At 69.2% G+C, this 19,196-nt stretch carries 15 protein-coding genes; 9 read left to right on the top strand and 6 right to left on the bottom strand.

The genetic code is table 11. The annotated features are described in order from the left end of the window. The first annotated feature begins 123 nt into the window (after positions 1-123). Positions 124-1,338 carry an ABC transporter substrate-binding protein gene (locus tag GM656_RS04560; RefSeq protein WP_162412458.1) on the top strand — a complete coding sequence of 405 codons (1,215 nt, stop codon included), beginning with the start codon at positions 124-126 and terminating at the stop codon, positions 1,336-1,338. A 923-nt stretch (positions 1,339-2,261) separates the two neighbouring features. Here GM656_RS04560 and GM656_RS04555 read toward each other — a convergent pair. Together GM656_RS04555 and GM656_RS04550 are read right to left on the bottom strand one after the other, a co-directional pair. Further along, the gene (locus tag GM656_RS04555) at positions 2,262-4,007 is read right to left on the bottom strand and encodes an excinuclease ABC subunit C (RefSeq protein WP_162412457.1); all 1,746 of its coding nucleotides are present in this window, start codon (positions 4,005-4,007) and stop codon (positions 2,262-2,264) included. Positions 4,008-4,040: 33 nt separating this feature from the next. After that, the gene (locus tag GM656_RS04550) at positions 4,041-4,667 is read right to left on the bottom strand and encodes a hypothetical protein (RefSeq protein WP_162412456.1); all 627 of its coding nucleotides are present in this window, start codon (positions 4,665-4,667) and stop codon (positions 4,041-4,043) included. Between the two features lie 74 nt (positions 4,668-4,741). Here GM656_RS04550 and GM656_RS04545 point away from each other — a divergent pair, with 74 nt between their 5' ends. Then, positions 4,742-5,257: a zinc ribbon domain-containing protein gene (locus GM656_RS04545; RefSeq protein WP_241692698.1), complete on the top strand. Its 516-nt coding sequence runs from the start codon at positions 4,742-4,744 to the stop codon at positions 5,255-5,257. 22 nt (positions 5,258-5,279) lie between these two features. On the opposite strand, the gene GM656_RS04540 is transcribed toward GM656_RS04545, so the two are convergent. Then, positions 5,280-5,483: a hypothetical protein gene (locus GM656_RS04540; protein ID WP_162412455.1), complete on the bottom strand. Its 204-nt coding sequence runs from the start codon at positions 5,481-5,483 to the stop codon at positions 5,280-5,282. Positions 5,484-5,664: 181 nt separating this feature from the next. On the opposite strand from GM656_RS04540, the gene GM656_RS04535 reads away from it, so the two are divergent. From GM656_RS04535 to GM656_RS04520, 4 genes are all read left to right on the top strand, one after another. Further along, on the top strand, positions 5,665-6,777 hold the full coding sequence (locus GM656_RS04535; protein WP_162412454.1) for a pyridoxal-phosphate-dependent aminotransferase family protein: 1,113 nt from the start codon (positions 5,665-5,667) through the stop codon (positions 6,775-6,777). Positions 6,778-7,086: 309 nt separating this feature from the next. Continuing rightward, positions 7,087-7,347 (top strand): HalOD1 output domain-containing protein, encoded by a 261-nt coding sequence (locus GM656_RS04530; protein WP_162412453.1) that lies wholly within the window; start codon positions 7,087-7,089, stop codon positions 7,345-7,347. 108 nt (positions 7,348-7,455) lie between these two features. Beyond that, positions 7,456-9,540, top strand: coding sequence for an NAD-dependent DNA ligase LigA (gene ligA / locus GM656_RS04525; protein WP_162412452.1), 2,085 nt, complete (start codon positions 7,456-7,458; stop codon positions 9,538-9,540). A gap of 150 nt (positions 9,541-9,690) precedes the next feature. Next, positions 9,691-11,889: a response regulator gene (locus GM656_RS04520; RefSeq protein ID WP_162412451.1), complete on the top strand. Its 2,199-nt coding sequence runs from the start codon at positions 9,691-9,693 to the stop codon at positions 11,887-11,889. Between the two features lie 20 nt (positions 11,890-11,909). On the opposite strand, the gene GM656_RS04515 is transcribed toward GM656_RS04520, so the two are convergent. From GM656_RS04515 to GM656_RS04505, 3 genes are all read right to left on the bottom strand, one after another. Next, a complete protein-coding gene (locus GM656_RS04515; protein WP_162412450.1) occupies positions 11,910-12,914 on the bottom strand; it encodes an ABC transporter permease in 1,005 nt (334 codons plus the stop codon). Continuing rightward, positions 12,911-13,849, bottom strand: coding sequence for an ABC transporter ATP-binding protein (locus tag GM656_RS04510; RefSeq protein ID WP_162412449.1), 939 nt, complete (start codon positions 13,847-13,849; stop codon positions 12,911-12,913). The genes GM656_RS04515 and GM656_RS04510 overlap by 4 nt, the downstream gene beginning before the upstream one ends. A gap of 144 nt (positions 13,850-13,993) precedes the next feature. Continuing rightward, positions 13,994-14,269, bottom strand: a complete 276-nt coding sequence (locus GM656_RS04505; protein WP_162412448.1) for a hypothetical protein — start codon at positions 14,267-14,269, stop codon at positions 13,994-13,996. Between the two features lie 166 nt (positions 14,270-14,435). Here GM656_RS04505 and GM656_RS04500 point away from each other — a divergent pair, with 166 nt between their 5' ends. The 3 genes from GM656_RS04500 to GM656_RS04490 are packed head-to-tail and all read left to right on the top strand — an operon-like array spanning position 14,436 to position 19,194. Next, on the top strand, positions 14,436-17,210 hold the full coding sequence (locus GM656_RS04500; protein ID WP_162412447.1) for a transglutaminase TgpA family protein: 2,775 nt from the start codon (positions 14,436-14,438) through the stop codon (positions 17,208-17,210). Next, positions 17,210-17,806, top strand: a complete 597-nt coding sequence (locus GM656_RS04495) for a DUF7269 family protein (protein ID WP_162412446.1) — start codon at positions 17,210-17,212, stop codon at positions 17,804-17,806. The genes GM656_RS04500 and GM656_RS04495 overlap by 1 nt, the downstream gene beginning before the upstream one ends. Continuing rightward, positions 17,803-19,194 (top strand): DUF58 domain-containing protein, encoded by a 1,392-nt coding sequence (locus GM656_RS04490; protein ID WP_162412445.1) that lies wholly within the window; start codon positions 17,803-17,805, stop codon positions 19,192-19,194. The genes GM656_RS04495 and GM656_RS04490 overlap by 4 nt, the downstream gene beginning before the upstream one ends. Positions 19,195-19,196 lie beyond the last annotated feature (2 nt).

Raw genomic sequence — 19,196 nt, 5'->3', positions numbered from 1 at the left:
CGACAGACGAGCGGTCCGCGGCCGACGGTCACGTGTCGACGCGGTTCGTCGGGCGGACGGCCGACCGATTTAGGCCCGCCGAAACTCCGAAACCGGTTTAATGCATTAGGCGAACCTAAAATTATGACACAGGACGAAGCACTGACGCGGCGCGAGTGGCTCGCGTACGGCGGAGCCGTCGTCGGCGGCGGACTACTGGCCGGGTGTAGCGGTTCGGAAGGCGCCGGTGACGCGGACTCGACGCAGACGGCCGGCACGCCGACCGACGCCGAGGCCACTCAGACCGCAGCGGAGACGGACCAATCGTATTCGGTGTCGATGTCGCCGGTCGGCGAGGTGTCCTTCGAGTCGCCGCCGGAGACCGTGTTCACGCGGCTCACCCACCACGCCGACATGGCGTTCGCGCTCGGCCGCGGGGACTCGGTCACCGCCATGCACGCGCCGGACTACTACGACGGCCTGTGGAACCAGTTCGTCGAGCGACTCCCCGGCGTCTCGCTCGACTGGTCGGGGCTGTACTCCTCCTGGCAGCCGAGCAAAGAGCAGCTCTACGAACTCGACAGCGACGTGCACCTCGCCGACCCGGCGTGGATCGTCAAACAGGACGCCTGGAGCCAGTCGGACATCGACGAGATCGCAGAGAACGTCTCTCCGTGGTTCGGGAACTCCCTGAGCGACCGCCACCAGCAACCGCCGGACTCCTGGGCAGGGTCCTACGAGTATTACACGCTGTGGGAACAGTTCGAACTCGTGGCCGAGGCGTTCCAGGAGCGCGAGCGGTACCAGGCGCTCGCCGCGATCCACGACGACCTGCTGTCGACCATCGAGGCAGACCTCCCGGCCGAGTCGGAGCGGCCGACGGCGGTCATGCTCGCCTCCGCGGACCTCGACGAGATCTGGGCCTACACGATGGACCAGCCGGGATTCCTGAACGCGCACACCCGCCCGCTCGGTCCCCGTGACGCCTTCGAGGGAGCGATCGAGACGAACTCGACGGTCGACTTCGAGGTCCTCCTGGAGGCCGACCCCGAGGTGATTCTCTTCCTCGGCGGAATGGAACCGGGGACGAGCCTCCCGAAGCGACGGGAGACGTTCAAATCCGACCCCGCGGCCGCGGAGATTACCGCCGTGCAGAACGACCGGATGTACGCGCAGGGGGCCAGATACCAGGGTCCGATCCTGAACCTCTTCCAACTGGAAATGACTGCCAAACAGCTCTATCCGGAGCAGTTCGGCCAGTGGCCGACCTACGGGGAGGGCCCCTATCCCGAAATTCCAGCCGACGAACAGCTGTTCGACCGTCAGCGGGTCGCGGATATCATCAACGGCGATCTCTAACGGCCGTTTCGCCGGAAATCGGACGCCGGTCCCAGATTTTCTCGCGGTCGCCGTCCCGATAGCCGCCGGACTGAGCCACCGTAGTCTGCGGGCGTCGACGAATTCTGGCTCGGAGCGACTCGACCAGATTTGATATAGCGAAATAAAATATATCGCTCTGTCCTCCTCACGGGTCGCTCTCTCGCGCAATCGAGGTGTAAACGCTCTGAAACGGCTACTCCTGGCTGTTTCGAAACAATCGGAACTCAGTCTCTCGACCGTTTCCCGATGTCGCCCCCGATCGCCCGTTCGCTGATGGCAGTCCTGTCTCGCGGTGATCGAGCACGGTTGGTCCGAAAGCGGTGCTTCCCTTTCGATGAGGAACTGCCTGGCTCCATCGGACGAGAACTGCGAACTGCAATGTTGTGTGCTATCTATCAACGTGGCGGCCGTCAGAAACTAACGGGGCGGTTCGACCTGAGTCTCCGAATCTCGGATATCCACTGACATCGCATTCACCCGAAACCGAACGGAGCGGTATCCGACCGAACCACCCGGTCATCGCTTCCGAGACGCGATGTGCGATAGGGCTGCACTCGGACGCCTCTCTCATCGGTGACGGTGTCACGCCGCGAGAAGACACGGGACCGTGATGTTCGCCGGTCGTGCGCCGGCAGGGTTGTCCCGCAGTGGGGTTCATGTCCGGATACGCCGATCTCCGAACGGAACCGGAGCCTTTCAGGCGGTGGTCGAGTGACCGGTTCGGGCGCGGGCCCTCGCTCTCCGTTTTCACTTCATTCGTGCACGCGTGGGTGCGAAATCTCATTTCACGAGCTCGCCCCGAAAGTCGGTTGAAACCGAGTTTTTCAAACTACTGGGCGCTCAGGACACTGATTCTGTGTTTCGCTCGTTTCGTTCGATAAACCACCATCGGCGATACGAAATCAGCCGAGGCGCGTCTGGATCGTCTCGGCGGTCCGCTCACCGATGCCGTCCAGTGCGGTCAGTTCCTCCCGGGAGGCCGCTCGAACGCCCGCGACGCTGCCGAACCGGCGGAGGAGTCGCTTTCGCGTCGCGGGACCGACACCGGGTACGTCGTCGAGCGCCGTCGACACGTCGTCCCGGAGCGTCTGGTGGTACTGGACGGCAAAGCGATGGGCCTCGTCGCGGACCCGCTGGAGCAGGTGGAGCTGTGGCGCGTCGTCGTCCCAGTCGTACACCCGCTCTGCGGTTATCACCAGTTCCCCGTCTTTGGCGAGCGCGGCGACCGGCACGTCCCAGCCGGTCTCGGCCAGCGCGTCGCGGGCGGCCCCGAGCTGTCCGTCGCCGCCGTCGATGAGCAACAGGTCCGGGTCGGGGCGGTCGTCGCGGCCCTCGACGGCGCGCAGCGCCCGCCAGCGGACGAGTTCGCGCATGTTCGCGTAGTCGTCGTTTCGCTCGGTGAGCTTCTTCCGGCGGTAGTCGCTCTTCTCGGGCGACCCGTCGACGAAGGCGACGTTCGACCCGACGACGGACCGGCCCTGGGCGTGGCTCACGTCGAAGCCTTCGATGCGGGTCGGGCGGTCGATGCCGAGCGCGTCGGCCAATCGCCCGGCCTCGTCGTCGCTCCGGCCGCGCTGGCGGGCGTTCTTCAGCGCGAGGTCGACCAGCGTGGCCTCGCGGCCCGCGCCGGGGACCGACAGCGTCACGCCCTCGCGCTCGAGCCACGACTCGATGTCCGGGTCGGCGGGGTCTTCTGCACAGAGAATTCGGTCCGGCAGTTCGCGCTCGGCGTAGTACTGCGGAATGAACGCGCGATAGACTCCGGCCGTGCCCTCGCCGTCCGGGGCCGCGAGCGTGTGTCGGTCGCGCTCGACGAGTTTGCCGCCCTCGGCGTGCAAGCGGGCGACGATAGCGGTCTCGCCTTCGACGGCAGCGCCGAGCACGTCCGTGCTCTGGTGGGTGGCCGAGTCGCTGACCGCCGTGTCGCCCTCGCCGTGGAGGGCCTCGACCGCGCCGAGCTTGTCCCGGAGGTTCGCCGCGCGCTCGAACTCCTGTGCCTGCGCGGCGGCCTCCATCTCGCGACGGAGCGGGTCCGCGAGCACGCCGGTCTCGCCCTCGAAGTATCGCCTGACCGACTCGGCGTCTTCGGCGTAGTCCGCCTCGCTGATCTCGCCGGTGCAGGGCGCGGTGCAGATGCCCATCTCGTAGTCGAGGCAGGGCCGGTCGCGATTCCTGTACTTGTGGTCGGAACACCCTCGGAGGCCGTAGGTCTCTCGCAGCGCCTTGACGACCGTCTCGACGCGGCCCTTGTCGGTGAACGGCCCGTAGACGGTCGCGCCGTCGTCGGGGTCGCGCGTCACCTCGATGCGTGGGACGGCGTGGTCGGTCAGCTGGACCAGCGGGTAGGACTTGTCGTCTTTCAGCCGGACGTTGTAGGGCGGCCGGTGGCGCTTGATGAGATTCGCTTCCAGCAGCAGCGCCTGCGTCTCCGTGTCCGTCACGGCGAAGTCGACGCCGTCGGCGCGGTCGACCATCTTCGCGATGCGCTCGCTCCGCGGGTCGGCGTACGAGCGCACCCTACTTCGTAAGTCGACGGCCTTCCCGACGTAGAGGACGCGTCGCTGGTCGTCGACGGCGCGTTCGAACAGGTACACGCCGGACTCTCGCGGGAGCGCTCCGGCGCGGTCGCGGACCTCGGCGGCGTCCATCACCCAAGGGTTAGCGCTCGGCGGAGTTGAACGTCACGCCAGCGGATCGTCGGGCGGGGACGGACCGGGATCTCGGCCCTCGCCCGCGGCGGCCCCCGGCACGATCGCGGCCTCGACGCGGGCGACGAGTCCATCCTCGTCCGGGGCGGCCAGTTCGATATCGTCGTCGCCGGCGACGCCGATGACGAGCAGGCGGTCGCGGCTCCAGAGGTAGACGCCGAGGACGACCGCCGCGAAGGCGAGTCCAAGTGCGCCGAACAATCGCATGAGGTCGTCCAGTTGGGCCATGAGCGTCAGCATCGTCTGGAGCATCCCCATCATGCCGCCGATTCCGACGGCGCTCGCGGCCCCGCCGCTGTCGAGCGAGACGTTTCCGACGAGGCCGTCGAGGCTCACCATCGTCCCGGCCCCGACCAGCACGCCGCCGACGACGAGCGCCTTCACGCCGAGTTCCAGGAACTGCCAGTCGCCCTTCGTCGTCACGGCGACGCCGTCGACGTTCGGCCGGTCGACCTGGTGGAAGTTCGCCCCCTCGCGGTCCGGCGTGAACGCGAGGACGCGGTGGCTCGTCACCACGACGCCGCCACCGTCGAGGCGGACGGACTCCTCGATCGCCTCCCCGTCGTACAGGAGGCGCTCGGCCCGTTCGACCCAATCCATACCCCCCGTTACGCGCCGAGGACATTGAATCCTCTCCCCGTAACGGCTAACTGCCAGCCCGTGGACATGCTCCTATGCGCGAGGATCCCCGCTGCCCCCACTGCACCGAGAAAGTGAGCGCGACCGCGAGGTGGTGTATGCACTGCGGCCGGGACTTCGACGCGCCCGTCGACGCCGCCCACGGACGCTCGCCCGGTTCGAGCGCCGCCGCCGACATCGAGACGGCGATGGAGTCCGGGGACTTCTCGGGAATATTGGTCTCGTTCGAGGAGCACGACAGCGGGCCGCTGCTCGTCGGCATCGCCCTCGGGGTCGTCGCGCTCTTTACCCTCCCGTTCGCCTCGCCCGACGGCGTGACCCTGTGGTACCTGCTCGCCGTCGTCGGCATCGGCTACGTCGCGGCCGACGCCGACTCCGTCGACGCGGCCCTCGACCGCGGCGCGAAGGCGCTCGCGGTCACGCCGTTCCTGCTGGTGTTCGTCCGGATCCTGCTCTCGGGATTCCTTACCGTCTCCGTCGTCTCCCTGATCGCCCCCACCGTCTACGCCGCGCTGGTCCTGTTCGCTCACCGGGCGATCGCTCGCCGGTGACCCGAACGGTCCGCAGTCGCTCTCACTCCCTGGCGCGCTCGCGGTGCGTCTCTGCGTCAGCCCGCGACGCTGCCCGCCCGCTCCGGCGATAGTCCCCTTCAGACGGCGGTGTCTGGCCGTCTCCCAGGTCCAGTCCGAGTTCGGCGAGGGTATCCGCGACCTGCTCGACCGCCCTGTCGGCTACTGCGGCGAGCTGGTCGTCGGTAAGCGGGGCGTGACGGTCCATGGTAACACGTGGCACTTCATTCGGTAAATACTTCCCGTAGACTGCAACGAGCGTGTGAGTTATCGGGTCTCTCGGGGCCCACCGGTGGCCGCCGCTCGGCCCGTTCGCGTCGCGGCTCCCGCCCGGTATCAAAACTACCATGCCCGCTCGCTCCGAGGGGGCACCTACGAAGGTGGCTTCCGTGACCGAAAAACGCGAGTATACCGACGACTACCCCGACAAGACGCTGTACATCCCGGGCCCGACAGAGGTCCGCGAGGACGTCATCCAGGAGATGGCCCAGCCGATGTTCGGCCACCGAATGGACCGGATGACCGACCTCTACACGACCATCGTCGAGGACACGAAGGAGTTCCTCGGCACCGACAACGAGGTGATCATCCTCACGGCCTCCGGCACTGAGTTCTGGGAGGCCTCGACGCTCAACCTCGTCGACGAGAACATCCTCGTCCCGACCTGCGGGAGCTTCAGCGAGCGCCACGCGAACGTCGCCGAGCGCCTCGGCAAGGACGTCGACCGCCTGGAGTACGAGTGGGGACAGGCGATCAAGCCCGAGGACATCCGCGAGCACCTCGAATCGACGGACAAGCACTACGACGTGGTCGCGACCGTCATGAACGAGTCCTCGACCGGCGTCCGCAACCCCATCGAGGAGATTGGCGACGTGATCGCCGAGTACCCGGACACCTACTTCGTCGTCGACGCCGTCTCCGCGCTGGGCGGGGACTACGTCGACATCGACGAGCACGACATCGACGTGATCTTCGCCTCGACGCAGAAGGCCTTCGCCATGCCGCCTGGCCTCGCCGTCTGCGTCGTCAGCGACGACGCCTACGAACGGGAGCTGGACACTGATTCCTCGTCGTGGTACGGCGGCTTCCAGCGGTGTCTCGACTACTACGACCGGAAGGGCCAGACCCACTCCACGCCGGCCATTCCGGTCATGCTCGCCTACCGCAAACAGATGAAATACATGCTCGAGGAGGGCCACGAGGGACGTGACGAGCGCCACCGTGAGATGACCGAGTACGTCCACGAGTGGGCCAGCGAGCACTTCGACCTCTTCGCCGAGGAAGGCTATCGCTCCCAGACGGTCTCCTGCATCGAGAACACGCAGGGCATCGACGTGGCCGCGACCATCGAGGCCGTGAGTGAGGAGCACGACATGGTCTTCTCCAACGGCTACGGCTCTCAGCTGGGCGAGCAGACGTTCCGCATCGGCCACATGGGCGAACACACCGTCGAGAGCATCCGCGAACTCACCGACGCCATCGAAGACGCCGCCGACCTCTGAGCGTTCGAACCGGCGCAGCCGGCGGGTCGCCGATCTGTCTGGTCGTCTCGCCGTGCGCGGCCGGGTCAGCCGAGGAACCGACTGTTTGAGTATGGTTATCAAGGCCCGTTATTTGAACGGGAGCGCGTCGACGACCGGTCGAAAATCCGACGACGGAACTGTCGTCTCGCATCGAACACGTCGAACCGAGGCGTTTTCAGAGTTTGATAATGCTGGGCAGAGTATATTACTCCCCAGGAACGAAGATGTAGATAGTTCAGTATGAGTAAGAGTAACCGACGGAGTGGGGACCGCGATGTGGCAGGGCAGATGAGCGTCACCCGAAAGCAGTACGACTGGAGCGAGACCCGTCCGAGCATGGCCGTGCCGGAGTACATCTCTGCGATCACGGGCCGCGAACAGACCGATTTCGCCCCGCTCTACGATGCGATCGACCCCGAGGCGCTCGACGCGCTCGTCCAGTCGGACTCGCCGGTAAGCGTCTCCTTCGAACACGCCGGTCACTCGATCACCGTCCGGAGCGACGGAGAGGTCGTCGTTCAGACGGTGACCGCCTCGATCGGCCGGTAAGGTCGGACCCGCGCGACCGACTGCTCTCCTGTCTCCCGCTCTCTTGATTTTGCCGTCCGTTGGCGGCGTTCACAGCGGCTTTGTAGTCGGCTCCCGCAGACTCGACAAATGGTTGCTGTCGACGACTCCGCCCCCGCGGACAACCCCTACGTCGCGGACCCGCCGACCGACTTCGATCCCGTCGGGGACATCGACGAAGCGGCTGCCCGCGAACAGGCCGAGTCGCTGCGCGAGGCGATCCGCTATCACGATCACCGGTACTACGTCGAGGCCGACCCCCTCATCGGTGACCGGGCCTACGACGCGCTGTTCTCCCGCCTGCAGGACCTGGAGACGGCGTTCGACCTCGACGCGGACGGAAGCCCGACCCAGCGGGTCGGCGGCGACCCCCTCGACGAACTCCCCGAGGTCGAACACGTCGCGCCCATGCGCTCCATCGATCAGGGCGGCGAGGCGGCCGACGTGCGCGCGTTCGACGAGCGCGTCCGCGGGACGCTGGACACGGACACCGTCGAGTACTTCTGCGAGCCGAAGTTCGACGGCCTCTCGGTCGAGGTCGTCTACGAGGACGGCGTCTACCAGCGCGCCGCCACCCGCGGCGACGGCGAGGTCGGCGAGGACGTGACCGAGAACGTCCGTACCATCGCCGCCGTCCCACACCGCCTGCGCGGCGACTATCCCGAGTACCTGGCGGTCCGCGGCGAGGTGTACATCCCGCGCGAGGCGTTCACCGCCTACAACCGCGAACGCGTCGAACGCGGTGAGGACCCCTTCGCGAACCCGCGCAACGCCGCCGCCGGGACGCTCCGCCAGCTCGACCCGTCGGTGACCGCCGAGCGCCCGCTGTCGGTGTTCTTCTTCGGCGTCCTGGACGCTTCGGTCGACTTCGAGAGCCACGCGGCGATGCACGAGCGGTTCCCCGAGTGGGGTCTGCGCGTCTGCGACCGGACGGCCGTCGCCGACGGGATCGACGCCGCAATCGACTACCGCGACGAGCAACTCGACGCCCGAGACGACCTCGACTACGAGATCGACGGGGTGGTGCTCAAGGTGAACGACATCGAGGACTGCGAGCGGCTTGGTTCCACGTCGCGGGCCCCCCGCTGGGCGTTCGCGTACAAGTTCCCGGCCCGCAAGGAGGAGACGACGGTGCGGGACGTGGTCGTCCAGGTCGGTCGCACCGGGCGGCTCACGCCCGTCGCGCTCATGGACCCCGTCGAGGTCGGCGGCGTCACCGTCTCGCGGGCCTCGCTGCACAACCCCTCGCAGGTCGCCGACCTCGGCGTCGGCATCGGCGACCGCGTGCGGATCAAGCGCGCCGGCGACGTGATCCCGGAGGTCGTCGAGGTCGTCGAGTCGGCCGGCGACGGCCACTTCGAGTTCCCCGAGGCCTGTCCGGCCTGCGACAGCCCGGTCGAGCGCGACGGCCCGATGGCGTTCTGCACCGGCGGCCTGACCTGCCCCGCCCAGCGCGAGCGGAGCATCGAGCACTACGCCAGCCGCGACGCGCTGGACATCGAGGGGCTGGGCGAGAAAGCGGTCCGGCAACTCCTCGACGCCGGCCTCGTTACGGACGCTGCGGACCTCTACGACCTCTCCGTCGAGGCCCTCGCCGACCTGGAGGGCTGGGGAGAGACGAGCGCGAAAAACCTCGTCGAGGCGGTCGAGGCGACCCGCGAACCCCCGCTTGCGGACTTCCTCACCGCGCTCGGCATCCCCGAGGTCGGGACCGTCACCGCGCGGAACCTCGCGCGGGAGTTCGGGACGTTCGACGAAGTAGTGGCCGCCGCCGACCGCGGCGACGTCGGGGCCTTCGAGGCGGTACCGGACGTGGGCGAGACCGTCGCCCGTTCTATCGTCGACTTCTTCGAGGGCGAGGGCAACCGCGCCGTCCTCGACCGCCTGCTCGACCACGTCGACCCGCAGGCCGCAGCCCAGACCGGCGGTGACGCCCTCGACGGCCTGACGTTCGTCTTCACCGGGTCGCTTGAGGGCTACACCCGAAGCGAGGCCCAGGAACTGATCGAGCGACACGGCGGGTCGGCGACGAGCAGCGTCTCCGTCAACACGGACTACCTGGTGTGTGGCGACAACCCGGGCCGGCGGAAGCGCGACGACGCGGCGGACCACGGCGTCGAGACGCTCGACGAGGGGGCCTTCGAGGACCTGCTGGCCGACGCCGGCGTGCTGTGAAGGCCGGGTCGGCCGGTCACGACCGGGTCGTCGACCGTCGCGATATCCTGGGGGAGCGGCCTCGACGCGGCCGGCTCTTCCATCACTCGTCTCGCGTGCGTTCTCGGCCCCATCTATTTGTGGACCTATTCCTATAGTACCTGAAAGACAATGTATCTGAGCGGTGAGTCGGTCCGCGTTCTCCACGTCGACGACAACTCGGATCTCGTGGAGGTGACCGCGACAGTGCTCGAACACGAGGACGACCGGTTGTGCGTCGAGACCGCGACGAGCGTCGATGTGGCGCTGGAACGACTCTCCGAGGAGCGTTTCGACTGCGTCGTCTCGGACTACGACATGCCGGGACAGAACGGGATCGAGTTCCTCGAGACCGTCCGTGAGGCTCACGACGGCCTCCCGTTCATCCTCTATACCGGGAAGGGCTCCGAGGAAATCGCGAGCGACGCGATCTCTGCGGGCGTGACCGATTACCTCCAGAAGGGGTCGGGCACGGACCAGTACAAACTGCTCGCGAACCGGATCCGCAACGCCGTCGACGCACGCCGCTCTCAGCGAGAACTCGACGAACGAACCCGCCGACTGGAGTCGCTCATCAGTAGCCTTCCGGGGATGGTCTATCGCTCTCTCATCGCGCCGGACTGGCCGATCGAGACCGTCGAGGGCGAGGTCGAGGCCCTGACCGGCTACACGGCCGATGACTTCGAGGCAGGGGCGGTGGTCTGGGGCGACGACGTGCTCCATCCCGAGGACCGCGACCGGATCTGGGAGACGGTCCAGGACGCGCTCGCGACCCGGGGTGAGTTCGAGGTGACCTACCGGATCATCACCGAAGACGGCACCACGAAGTGGATGTGGGAACACGGACACCGAGTCCCGGGGGAAGCCGATGAACCGGACGCGCTAGAGGGATTCATCACCGACGTCACCGATCTCAGGGAGCGAGAGCGGAAACTGCGGCGGTACGAGCGAATGATAAACACGATGCCGGAATCGGCCTGCATCTACGATTCTGAGGGTCGATTCGAACTCGTCAATCAGTACCTGGCCTCGTTCTACGGAACGTCGAGAGACGAACTGGAAGGGGACCCGAGCAACCTCATACCGAAGATTCGGAGCACGTACGAGGGAGACCCGTACCAGGAGCTGATCGACGGTGAACGCGAGGACCTCCGCGGCGAGGTGAGCGGCGAGTTCCCCGGACACGGATACGAGGTGCTGGAGTACCGGCTCACGCCACTGGTGATCGACGGGATGGTCGAGGGCGTGGTGGGCGTCACCCGCGAAGTGACCGAGCAGCGGGAGCACGAACGGAAAATCGACAGGCAGCGGTCGATCCTCAAAGCACAGCAGGAGGCGGTCATCGACGGGATATTCGTCGTCGACGAAGACAATACGATCGTCTCGTACAACGAGCGGTTCCTCGACATGTGGGACATCCCGCGCGACATCGTCGAACGCGGCGACGAGGAAGTCGCCCTCGAGTGGGCGATAGAGCACGTCGCCGAACCGGAGGCGTTCCGCGCGAAGGTCGAGGCCCTGTACGAAAACCCCGACATGACCGCCCGTGACGAGATCGAACTCGCCGACGGTCGCGTGTTCGACCGCTATACGGCGCCCGTCGTCGGCGAAGACGGGACGTGGTACGGCCGACTGTGGACCTTTCGAGATATCACGGCGGTGAAATCACGGCAACGGGAGTTGGCACGCCAGAACGAGCGCCTAGAGGAGTTCGTCGGCGTCGTCTCTCACGACCTCCAAAATCCGCTGCAAGTGGCTCGGAGTCGACTGATGCTGGCTCGCGAGGCGTGTGACAGTGAGCATCTCGACTCGATCGACAACGCGCTCCGTCGGATGCACGACATCGTCGACGACGTCCTCAGACTGGCGCGCGAGGGAGTCGACCTCGGAGCGACGGAACCCGTCGATCTCCGGGAGACGGCCGACGACGCCTGGCGGATCGCTGCGGACGGAACCGAAGGCGCCGAGCTACGGTATGCGGCCGACGGGGACCGGCAGTGGACGATCGAGGCCGACGGCGACCGGCTATCGGGCCTGTTCGAGAACCTCTTCGGGAACGCGATCGAACACGGCGGACCGGGGGTAACCGTCTCGGTCGGACTCCTCGACGACGGAACGGGGTTCTACGTGGCCGACGATGGCCCAGGTATCCCCGCCGACGAGCGTGAGCAGGTGTTCGAGGCGGGCTACTCGACCGCCGAGGACGGGACCGGCTTCGGGCTGCGGATCGCCAGACAGATCGCGGAGGCCCACGGCTGGGAGATCCGCGTCACCGACGGAGAAGACGGGGGCGCTCGGTTCGAAGTCACCGGTGTCGACGGTCCCGAGTGACGTGTCCGCGGCGACGGCCGCTACAGGTCCTTGCCTTCGAAGGTGAAGTACCCCGCGACCAGCGGGACGACGAGCCACAGCAGGAGGTAGCCGACGACGGCGACCGTGCCGTACTGCGGCGGCAGCGCGGCCTCAGCGCACTGCGGGCCGGTCTGGGTCATTTCGATCGTGCCGCCGAGCATCTCCTCGCAGGCGGCCTGCGGGCTGGACGTGAGCAGGATTCGCGAGCGGATCGCCGAGTCCTGGAGCAGTTCCTGGACGAGCGTCTGGTAGGCCGTGATGGGGCTCAGCAGGGAGACGAACAGTTCGACGTGGAGCCGCGTCACCTGCGAGATGTTCGCGTGGTCGGACAGGAGCCGACCGAGGCCCGGCCCGAGGTTCGACCAGAACACCTGCAGGTAGACGTAGATGCCGAGCGACGCGGCCATCGTCCGCCGGGCCGTCTTCAGCGCCGCCGAGAGGCCGATGGCGAAGGCGGTGAACACGACGCCGTAGGCCATCGTCGCCAGCGCGAACAGCAGGTACGTCTCCCACGCGACCTCGATCTGGGAGGGGACCAACACGAGCAGAGCGGTCAGCAGGCCGACCGTCACCGGGATGAGCGTGATGGCGCTCCGACCGACGAACTTCCCCGCGAGGATCTCGCCGCGGGTGTAGGGGAGCGACAGCAGTATCTTCAGCGAGCCGCGCTCGCTCTCGCGGGCGATGGCGGCGTAGCCGATGACGATGGCGACGGCGGGCAACAGCGGCGCGGCGATGGGGAGCGCGAACTGCACGTAGGCGTCCGAGGTCAGCGACGCGCCGGCGTCGGCGAACTGCTGGCCGATGTTGAAGTACAGCCCCAGCATCGCCGGCAGGGCGAACAGGACGATGAAGATGAACGACAGCAGCCAGATCCACGGCGAGCGGACGGTGTCGCGGAACTCCTTCTTGCTGACCGGGTACCAGTCGGCGAACTCGGAGTTCTTGATGCTCGTGTCGACGTCGCCGAGCAGGCGCGTCACGGGGTTCTCGCCGGCGCTCATGCGTCGACCTCCGGCTGGGTCTGCTCTTGCTCGCCGGTGTAGGCGGCGAACACCTCGTCTAAGGACGCCTCCTCGGTCTCGAAGTTGGCGACCTCGTTGCCGCTCTCCTCGACGGCGTTGAGGACGGCCATCTTCGCGTCGCCGTCGCAGGTGACGGTCAGCGTCGCGCCGTCTGCGGTCACGGCGGAGACCTCGTCGATGCCTTCGACGGCCGCGCTGGCGTCCGCGACGCCGTCGGCGTCCGCTAGGGTCACTCGGAGGACGGTGTCGCCGGCCGCGGCCTCGCGGAGGCCCTCGACGCTGTCTTTCGCGATGAGGCGGCCGTCCTGGAGGATTCCGACCGTGTCACAGACGGCCTCGACCTGGCCGAGGATGTGACTGGAGAAGAACACCGTCGCGCCGCGCTCGTTCTCCTCGCGGATGAGTTCGCGCATCAGGCGCGCCCCGTTCGGGTCGAGACCCGTGGTCGGTTCGTCGAGGATGAGCAGGTCGGGCTCGCCGACCAGTGCCATCGCGAGGACCAGTCGCTGTTGCATCCCCTTCGAGTAGCCGCCGGCCTTGCGGTCGATCGCGTCGGCGATGCCGACCCGCTCGGCGAGCGCGTCGGGGTCGTCGTCGGCGCCTTTCGACTCGACGACGAACTGGAGGTGCTGTCGCCCGGTGAGGCGGTCGTACACGTCGTAGCCTTCGGGGAGGACGCCGGTCCGGGCGCGGATCGCCTTGGACTTGTCGTGGATGTCGTGGCCGAGGACGGTCGCCGACCCGTCCGTCGCCCGGACGAAGTCGAGGAGGATGTTGATGGTCGTCGACTTTCCGGCCCCGTTGGGGCCGAGAAAGCCGAATATCTCACCCTCTTCGACGGTGAGATCGACCCCTTGCAGCGCGGTGAGGTTCCCGAACTGCTTGGTGACGCCGTCCAGTTCTATCGCTGCCATACGGCGCGTTTGTGCCGGCCGCGTGTATAGTCTTTCGTGTTCCGCGTGTCAGGGAAAAAACATCACGCCCGTCACGTCCGGCGGTTCGTCGGCGGTTCGCGGCCGCTCGCTCGACGGTCTCGGGTGTGGGGGCGGCAGTCCGTCTCAGACCTCCGCGTCGGGGTCGTGGCGCTCGGCCATCCGCTCGGCCTCGGCGGCGTAGCGCTCCCGCGTCTCGTCGTCGGCCACCGGTTCGAGGCGCTCGGGCTCCACGTTGACGGCCGCTGTGACGCGCTTTCGCCTGAGCAGGTTCGGCGATAACTGCTTCGTGAGCTGTCGGTCGCCCGTCGGGGTCGCGTAGACGAGCGTTACCATGCGTTCGTCGCCGTAGCTGGACCGCTCGACGAGCCAGCACCGGACGGTCTCCTCGGAGTCGCTCATTGCCGCCCGGTTGTCGGGCCGGGGGCTTGTATCCACCGAGCCGTGACGGGCGACGACCGTGACATGTCGGTGCGACCACCGGACGGCGCGGCGCTCGTCCCCGCCGCTGACAGCAGATTTATACCGCCGGGACCGAGATGGCTACACGATAGATTTCCGCCGTTTCATGGTCTCCGACGACTCGCCCTTCGGTGACGTATCGGCCGACCGCGACTACCTCCGGGTCCTGCTCACCGCGGTCTGCGTGGTCGCGGTCGTCCTCGCGGCGGCGACGCTGCCGATTCTCTCGCCCGCCGGCGCACAGAGCCCCGCCGAGTCGCTCGTCCCCCTGCCCGGCGAGAGTCCCTTCGAGGGCGGCAGTTCGCCGGGCGGGAGCGGCGGCGGACTCGGCGCGCTGAACCCCGGCGGCCAGACGGCGGTCGGCGGCGACATCGGCGGCGACGGGGCGTTCACGTCCCAGAGCACGGAGACGCACTTCACGGTCCGGAGCGCCGAGCCGGCCTACTGGCGGACCGCCGCGTACGGGAACTACACCGGAACGGGCTGGAACGGCCGCGCGCGACCGAGGGCCTACGACGGCCCGATTCCGACCGAGGGCATGGCCGACGCCACGGTCAGCTACGACGTGCAACTGGCGAAGTCCGCCTCCTCGCTGCCGACCGTCTGGCGGCCGCGAACGGTGTCACGTGATGACGTGCTGGTCACGCGAGACCGGGCGATCACGACCGAGCGGGCGCTCCCGGCGGGGACGACCTACAGCGCGACCAGCGTCACGCCGCCGAACGACCCCGCCGTCTTGCGCGCGAGCGGTCGGGACTACCCGGAGCACATCGAGGAGCGCTACACCGGCGTTCCGGCGTCCACGTCGGCTCGAATCGGGCCGTTCACCGACCGGCTCACCGCCGACAGCGAGTCGCCCTACGAGACGGCGACGATCGTCGAGCGGTGGCTGGAGGCGAACAAGAACTACTCGCTGAACGTCAGCCGGCCGCCGGAGGACGACGTGGCCTCGGAGTTCGTCTTCGAGATGGACGAGGGGTACTGCGAGTACTTCGCCACCTCGATGGCGGTGATGCTGCGGAGCCAGGACATCCCCGCGCGCTACGTCGTCGGCTACTCCACCGGCGAGCGGACCGGCCGGAGCGAGTACACCGTCCGGGGCATGAACGCCCACGCGTGGGTCGAGGTGTACTTCGAGGGCGTCGGCTGGGTGAAGTTCGACCCGACGCCCGGCCAGGAGCGCCTGGCGTCCGAGCGGGAGGCGATGCGAAACGCGAGCCAGTCCTACAGCGCCTCGGAGTCCGGCAGCCCCGGCGAGAACTTCTCGGTCGGGACGCCGACGGCGGAGACCCCGACGCCGCCGGCGACCGCCGCGCCGACCGGCGGCGAGGGAACCGGTGCTGACGGGACCGCCGAAACCGGGACGGAGGCCCCCGAGAGCGGGTCAGACGAGGGAGACGACGCCGGTGAGTCGGGCGACGACGCGGGCGGCGAGTCCGACGCGTTCGCGGTCGAACTCAACCGGACGGCGACGCCGGGCGCGACCGTGACGGCGACGGTGACCCGCGACGGCGCGCCCATCGAGGGCGCGGCGGTGTACTTCAACGGCGACCCGGTGGGGACGACCGGACCCGACGGGACCGTCGTCGGGACGGTCCCGTACGAGGAGCGCCTGACGATCAGCGTCTCCGCGCCCGACGTGGAGCCGTCGCTGTCGGTCCCCGCCGTGCCGCGCGACGCGGGCCGCGCCTTCGCCGTCGCCGGGCCGCGGGCCCAGCAGTCGGCGAACGAGACCTTCGACCTGGAGACCGAGGCCGCGGTGAGCGTCACCGGCGAGACGGTCACCGGCGGCGAGGTGACCGTCACCGCGACCGTCGACGACGTGCCGGTGCGCGAGGCCGCCGTCTTCCGCAACGACGAGCGCGTCGCCACGACCGACCGGCGGGGCCGCGCCACCGTCGCGCTCCCGTCCGAACCGGGCGAGGTCTTGCTCACCGTCCGGCGCGGCTCGGTCCGCGGGAACGCGACCGTCGAACTCGAACGGCTCGCCGTGTCCACGTCGCCGACCCTCCCGCTCGCGCTCCCGGGGGCCGGCCAGACGGTGAACGCGACGATGGGCGGCGAGCCGGTGGCGAACGCGACGATCGAACGTGACGGAACGCCCGTCGCGCGGACCGGTGCGACCGGCACCGCGACGGTCGGCCTGCCGCTGGCGTCCGGGGCCACGTTCGCAGTATCGAAACACGGTCAGACGGCGACGGCGACCGTCGGCGGGCTGTTCGTCAACGCCGCGCTGGTCGGCGTCCCCCTCGCCGCGCTCCTCGTCGGTTCGGTCGCGGGCGCGCGCCGTCGGGACCTCTCGCCGGCGACCGTGCTGGCCCTGCTCGGCGCGGCCCGCGAGGCCGCCGTCGGGGCGCTCGTCGCGCTCGCCGGGGCGTGTGACGACGCCCTTTCCCGACTCCGCGACCGGCTCTCGCAGACCGCCGCGGCGCTCCGAGACCTCGTCGCCGGTCGCGCGACGCCGGCCGAACTGGTCGCCGCGCTCGGGGCGTGGCTCCGCGACCGCGCCGCGGCCGCCGAGGAAACCGTCGGCGACGCGTTCGGGTCCGAGGCCGGTACCGATTCGGCCGCGGCGGACGGAACGCCGGCGGCGCGGGTCACCGTCCGCGAGGCGTGGGCACGCTTCCTCGGCCACGTCTCGCTTCGCCGGTACTGGACCCGGACGCCCGGCGAGATCGCCGCCCACGCCATCGAGCGCGACGGCCTCCCGCCGGCCGCCGTGCGGACGGTCCGCGACGCCTTCCGCGCCGTGGAGTACGGCCAGCGCGACGCCGAATCACACGTCGACGGCATCGAGGAGGCGATCCGGACCATCGAGGCCGCGGCCAGCGAACGCGAGTCGGTCGACGACGCGACCGACGGCTCGGAGGTGCGGTCCTGATGCGCCTGCGGACAGCCGTCTTCGGAACGGTCGGGCTGTCGGCGACGGCGCTCGCCGCGGCGCTCGTGTTCGCGCCCGCGGCCCTCGGCGAGTCGCTGGTCGCCGTCGCGGGCGCGCTCGACCCCTCACTCGCGCTCGTCGGCGGCAGCCTGCTCGTCGGGCTCTGTGCGGCGCTCGCGGCGTGGCTCGGCGGCGACGACGGCGGATCGGGGACGGCGTTCGACGCGGCGATCGACTACCCCCCAGAGGCGGTGACGGCGACGGAGAGTGCGCTCGTCGCCGCCGAGGTCGACGCGGCCATCGGCGACGCGGTCGCGGGCGACGACGAGGCCATGGACGCCGTGACTCGGCGGCTGACCGAGGCCGCGACGACGGCCCACGCCGTCGGGGCCGGCGTCCCGCGCGAGTCGGCCCGTCGGGCGGTGCGTTCCGGGGCGTGGACGGAGGACGCCGTCGCGGCGGCGCTGCTCGACCCGTCGGAGCCACACTCGCTGCTGGCGCGCCTCCGTCTGTGGCTCGACCCCGAGAGCGAGCGTCGGCGTCGCATCCGTCGAACGGTCGACGCCATCGAGCGGACGTCGGGAGGGGAGCGATGACGACGCACCGTCGGGTCAGGCGCTGGCGCGGCGGCCTCGCCGCCACGCTGTTCCTCGTCAGCGTCGCCCTGCTGACCGCCGAACCGCTGTTGCTCGCGGCGACCGCGGTCCCGCTCGCGTACGTGGTCTACGGCGCGCTCTCGCGGGTCCCGCCGGGAATCGACGTGCGGGCGACGCGCGCCGTCTCCGACGCCCAGCCGACGCCCGGCGAACCGGTCCAGGTCGAACTGACGGTGACCAACGAGGGCGACCGCTCGCTGACGGACGTGCGCGTCGTCGACGGCGTGCCCGAGGAACTGGCCGTCGTCGAGGGGTCGCCGCGGCGCTGTACGTCGCTGCGCCCCGGCAAGCGCGCGACGCTGTCGTACGCGGTGATGGCAAAGCGCGGGACCTACACGTTCGACCCGACCGCCGTCCGCGTGCGGACGCTGTCGGCCAGCGACGAGGTGACGGCCGACCTCCCGGCGGCCGGCGACGAGACGCTGACGTGTTCGAACACCGTCTCGGAAGTCCCGCTCGCGGACGCGACGCTCCCGCGCGCGGGGACGCTCCCGACGGACGCCGGCGGCAGCGGGCTGGAGTTCCACTCGACGCGGACCTACCAGCACGGCGACCCGGTCAACCGCATCGACTGGCGGCGCTACGCCAAGACCGACGAGCTGACGACCGTCGACTACCGCGAGGAGCAGGCGGTCAGGACCGTGCTGGTCGTCGACGCGCGGCCCCCGTCCCGCGTGACGCCGGAACCCGGATTCCCGACGGGCGCGGAGCTGTCGGCCTACGCCGCCGAGCGCCTGTTCGACGCGCTCTCGCGGACCAGCGTGGTCGCCAGCGTCTGCGCCGTCGGCCTCGACGACGCGGACGTGCCCGGCGGCGTGGGTCCCGACGGCCTGGCCTGGGTCGACCCCTCGGGCGGGCACGCGGCCGCCCACGCGAGACGGGTGTTCGACAGCGTCGGACGGGCCGTGGCGCGCGAGTCGGCCGCCGACGGCGAGGACGAGGCCCCCGACGTCGACGCGCCGGGCGAGGCGAGCGAGGAGGCGGTCCCCGCCACGGCGACGGCCGACGGCGGGACTGTCGACGACCCCGACCTGCTCGCGGTGCTCGCGCGCCTCCCGCCGACGGCGCAGGTGGTGGTGTTCTCGCCGGCCGCCGACGACTGGGCCGTCTCGCTCGTCTCGTCGCTGGCCGTCCGGGACTACCCGACGACGCTGGTCAGCCCGGCGCTGGCCCGCGGCGACTCGCTCGGCGCGGCCGTCGCCGGCGTCGAGCGCACCGCCCGGCTCCAGCGGGCCGAACTGACCGGCGCGACCGTCATCGACTGGGACCTCGACAGCCCCATCGACGTGGCGCTGCGGGCCTCGCTCGCGGACCTCTTCAGCGCGTGACC

It is taken from the genome of Haloarcula salina (assembly GCF_010119195.1).
GTDB lineage: Archaea > Halobacteriota > Halobacteria > Halobacteriales > Haloarculaceae > Haloarcula > Haloarcula salina.
The sequence above is the reverse complement of the archived record's forward strand: the minus strand, read 5'-3'. Positions and strand labels throughout refer to the sequence as shown.

Excerpts from the sequence above, each read along its gene's own strand:
- GM656_RS04560 (WP_162412458.1), top strand. The coding sequence starts at position 124 with ATGACACAGGACGAAGCACTGACGCGGCGCGAGTGGCTCGCGTACGGC.
- GM656_RS04555 (WP_162412457.1), bottom strand. The coding sequence starts at position 4,007 with ATGGACGCCGCCGAGGTCCGCGACCGCGCCGGAGCGCTCCCGCGAGAG.
- GM656_RS04550 (WP_162412456.1), bottom strand. The coding sequence starts at position 4,667 with ATGGATTGGGTCGAACGGGCCGAGCGCCTCCTGTACGACGGGGAGGCG.
- GM656_RS04545 (WP_241692698.1), top strand. The coding sequence starts at position 4,742 with ATGCGCGAGGATCCCCGCTGCCCCCACTGCACCGAGAAAGTGAGCGCG.
- GM656_RS04540 (WP_162412455.1), bottom strand. The coding sequence starts at position 5,483 with ATGGACCGTCACGCCCCGCTTACCGACGACCAGCTCGCCGCAGTAGCC.
- GM656_RS04530 (WP_162412453.1), top strand. The coding sequence starts at position 7,087 with ATGAGCGTCACCCGAAAGCAGTACGACTGGAGCGAGACCCGTCCGAGC.
- ligA (WP_162412452.1), top strand. The coding sequence starts at position 7,456 with ATGGTTGCTGTCGACGACTCCGCCCCCGCGGACAACCCCTACGTCGCG.
- GM656_RS04520 (WP_162412451.1), top strand. The coding sequence starts at position 9,691 with ATGTATCTGAGCGGTGAGTCGGTCCGCGTTCTCCACGTCGACGACAAC.
- GM656_RS04515 (WP_162412450.1), bottom strand. The coding sequence starts at position 12,914 with ATGAGCGCCGGCGAGAACCCCGTGACGCGCCTGCTCGGCGACGTCGAC.
- GM656_RS04510 (WP_162412449.1), bottom strand. The coding sequence starts at position 13,849 with ATGGCAGCGATAGAACTGGACGGCGTCACCAAGCAGTTCGGGAACCTC.
- GM656_RS04505 (WP_162412448.1), bottom strand. The coding sequence starts at position 14,269 with ATGAGCGACTCCGAGGAGACCGTCCGGTGCTGGCTCGTCGAGCGGTCC.
- GM656_RS04500 (WP_162412447.1), top strand. The coding sequence starts at position 14,436 with ATGGTCTCCGACGACTCGCCCTTCGGTGACGTATCGGCCGACCGCGAC.
- GM656_RS04495 (WP_162412446.1), top strand. The coding sequence starts at position 17,210 with ATGCGCCTGCGGACAGCCGTCTTCGGAACGGTCGGGCTGTCGGCGACG.
- GM656_RS04490 (WP_162412445.1), top strand. The coding sequence starts at position 17,803 with ATGACGACGCACCGTCGGGTCAGGCGCTGGCGCGGCGGCCTCGCCGCC.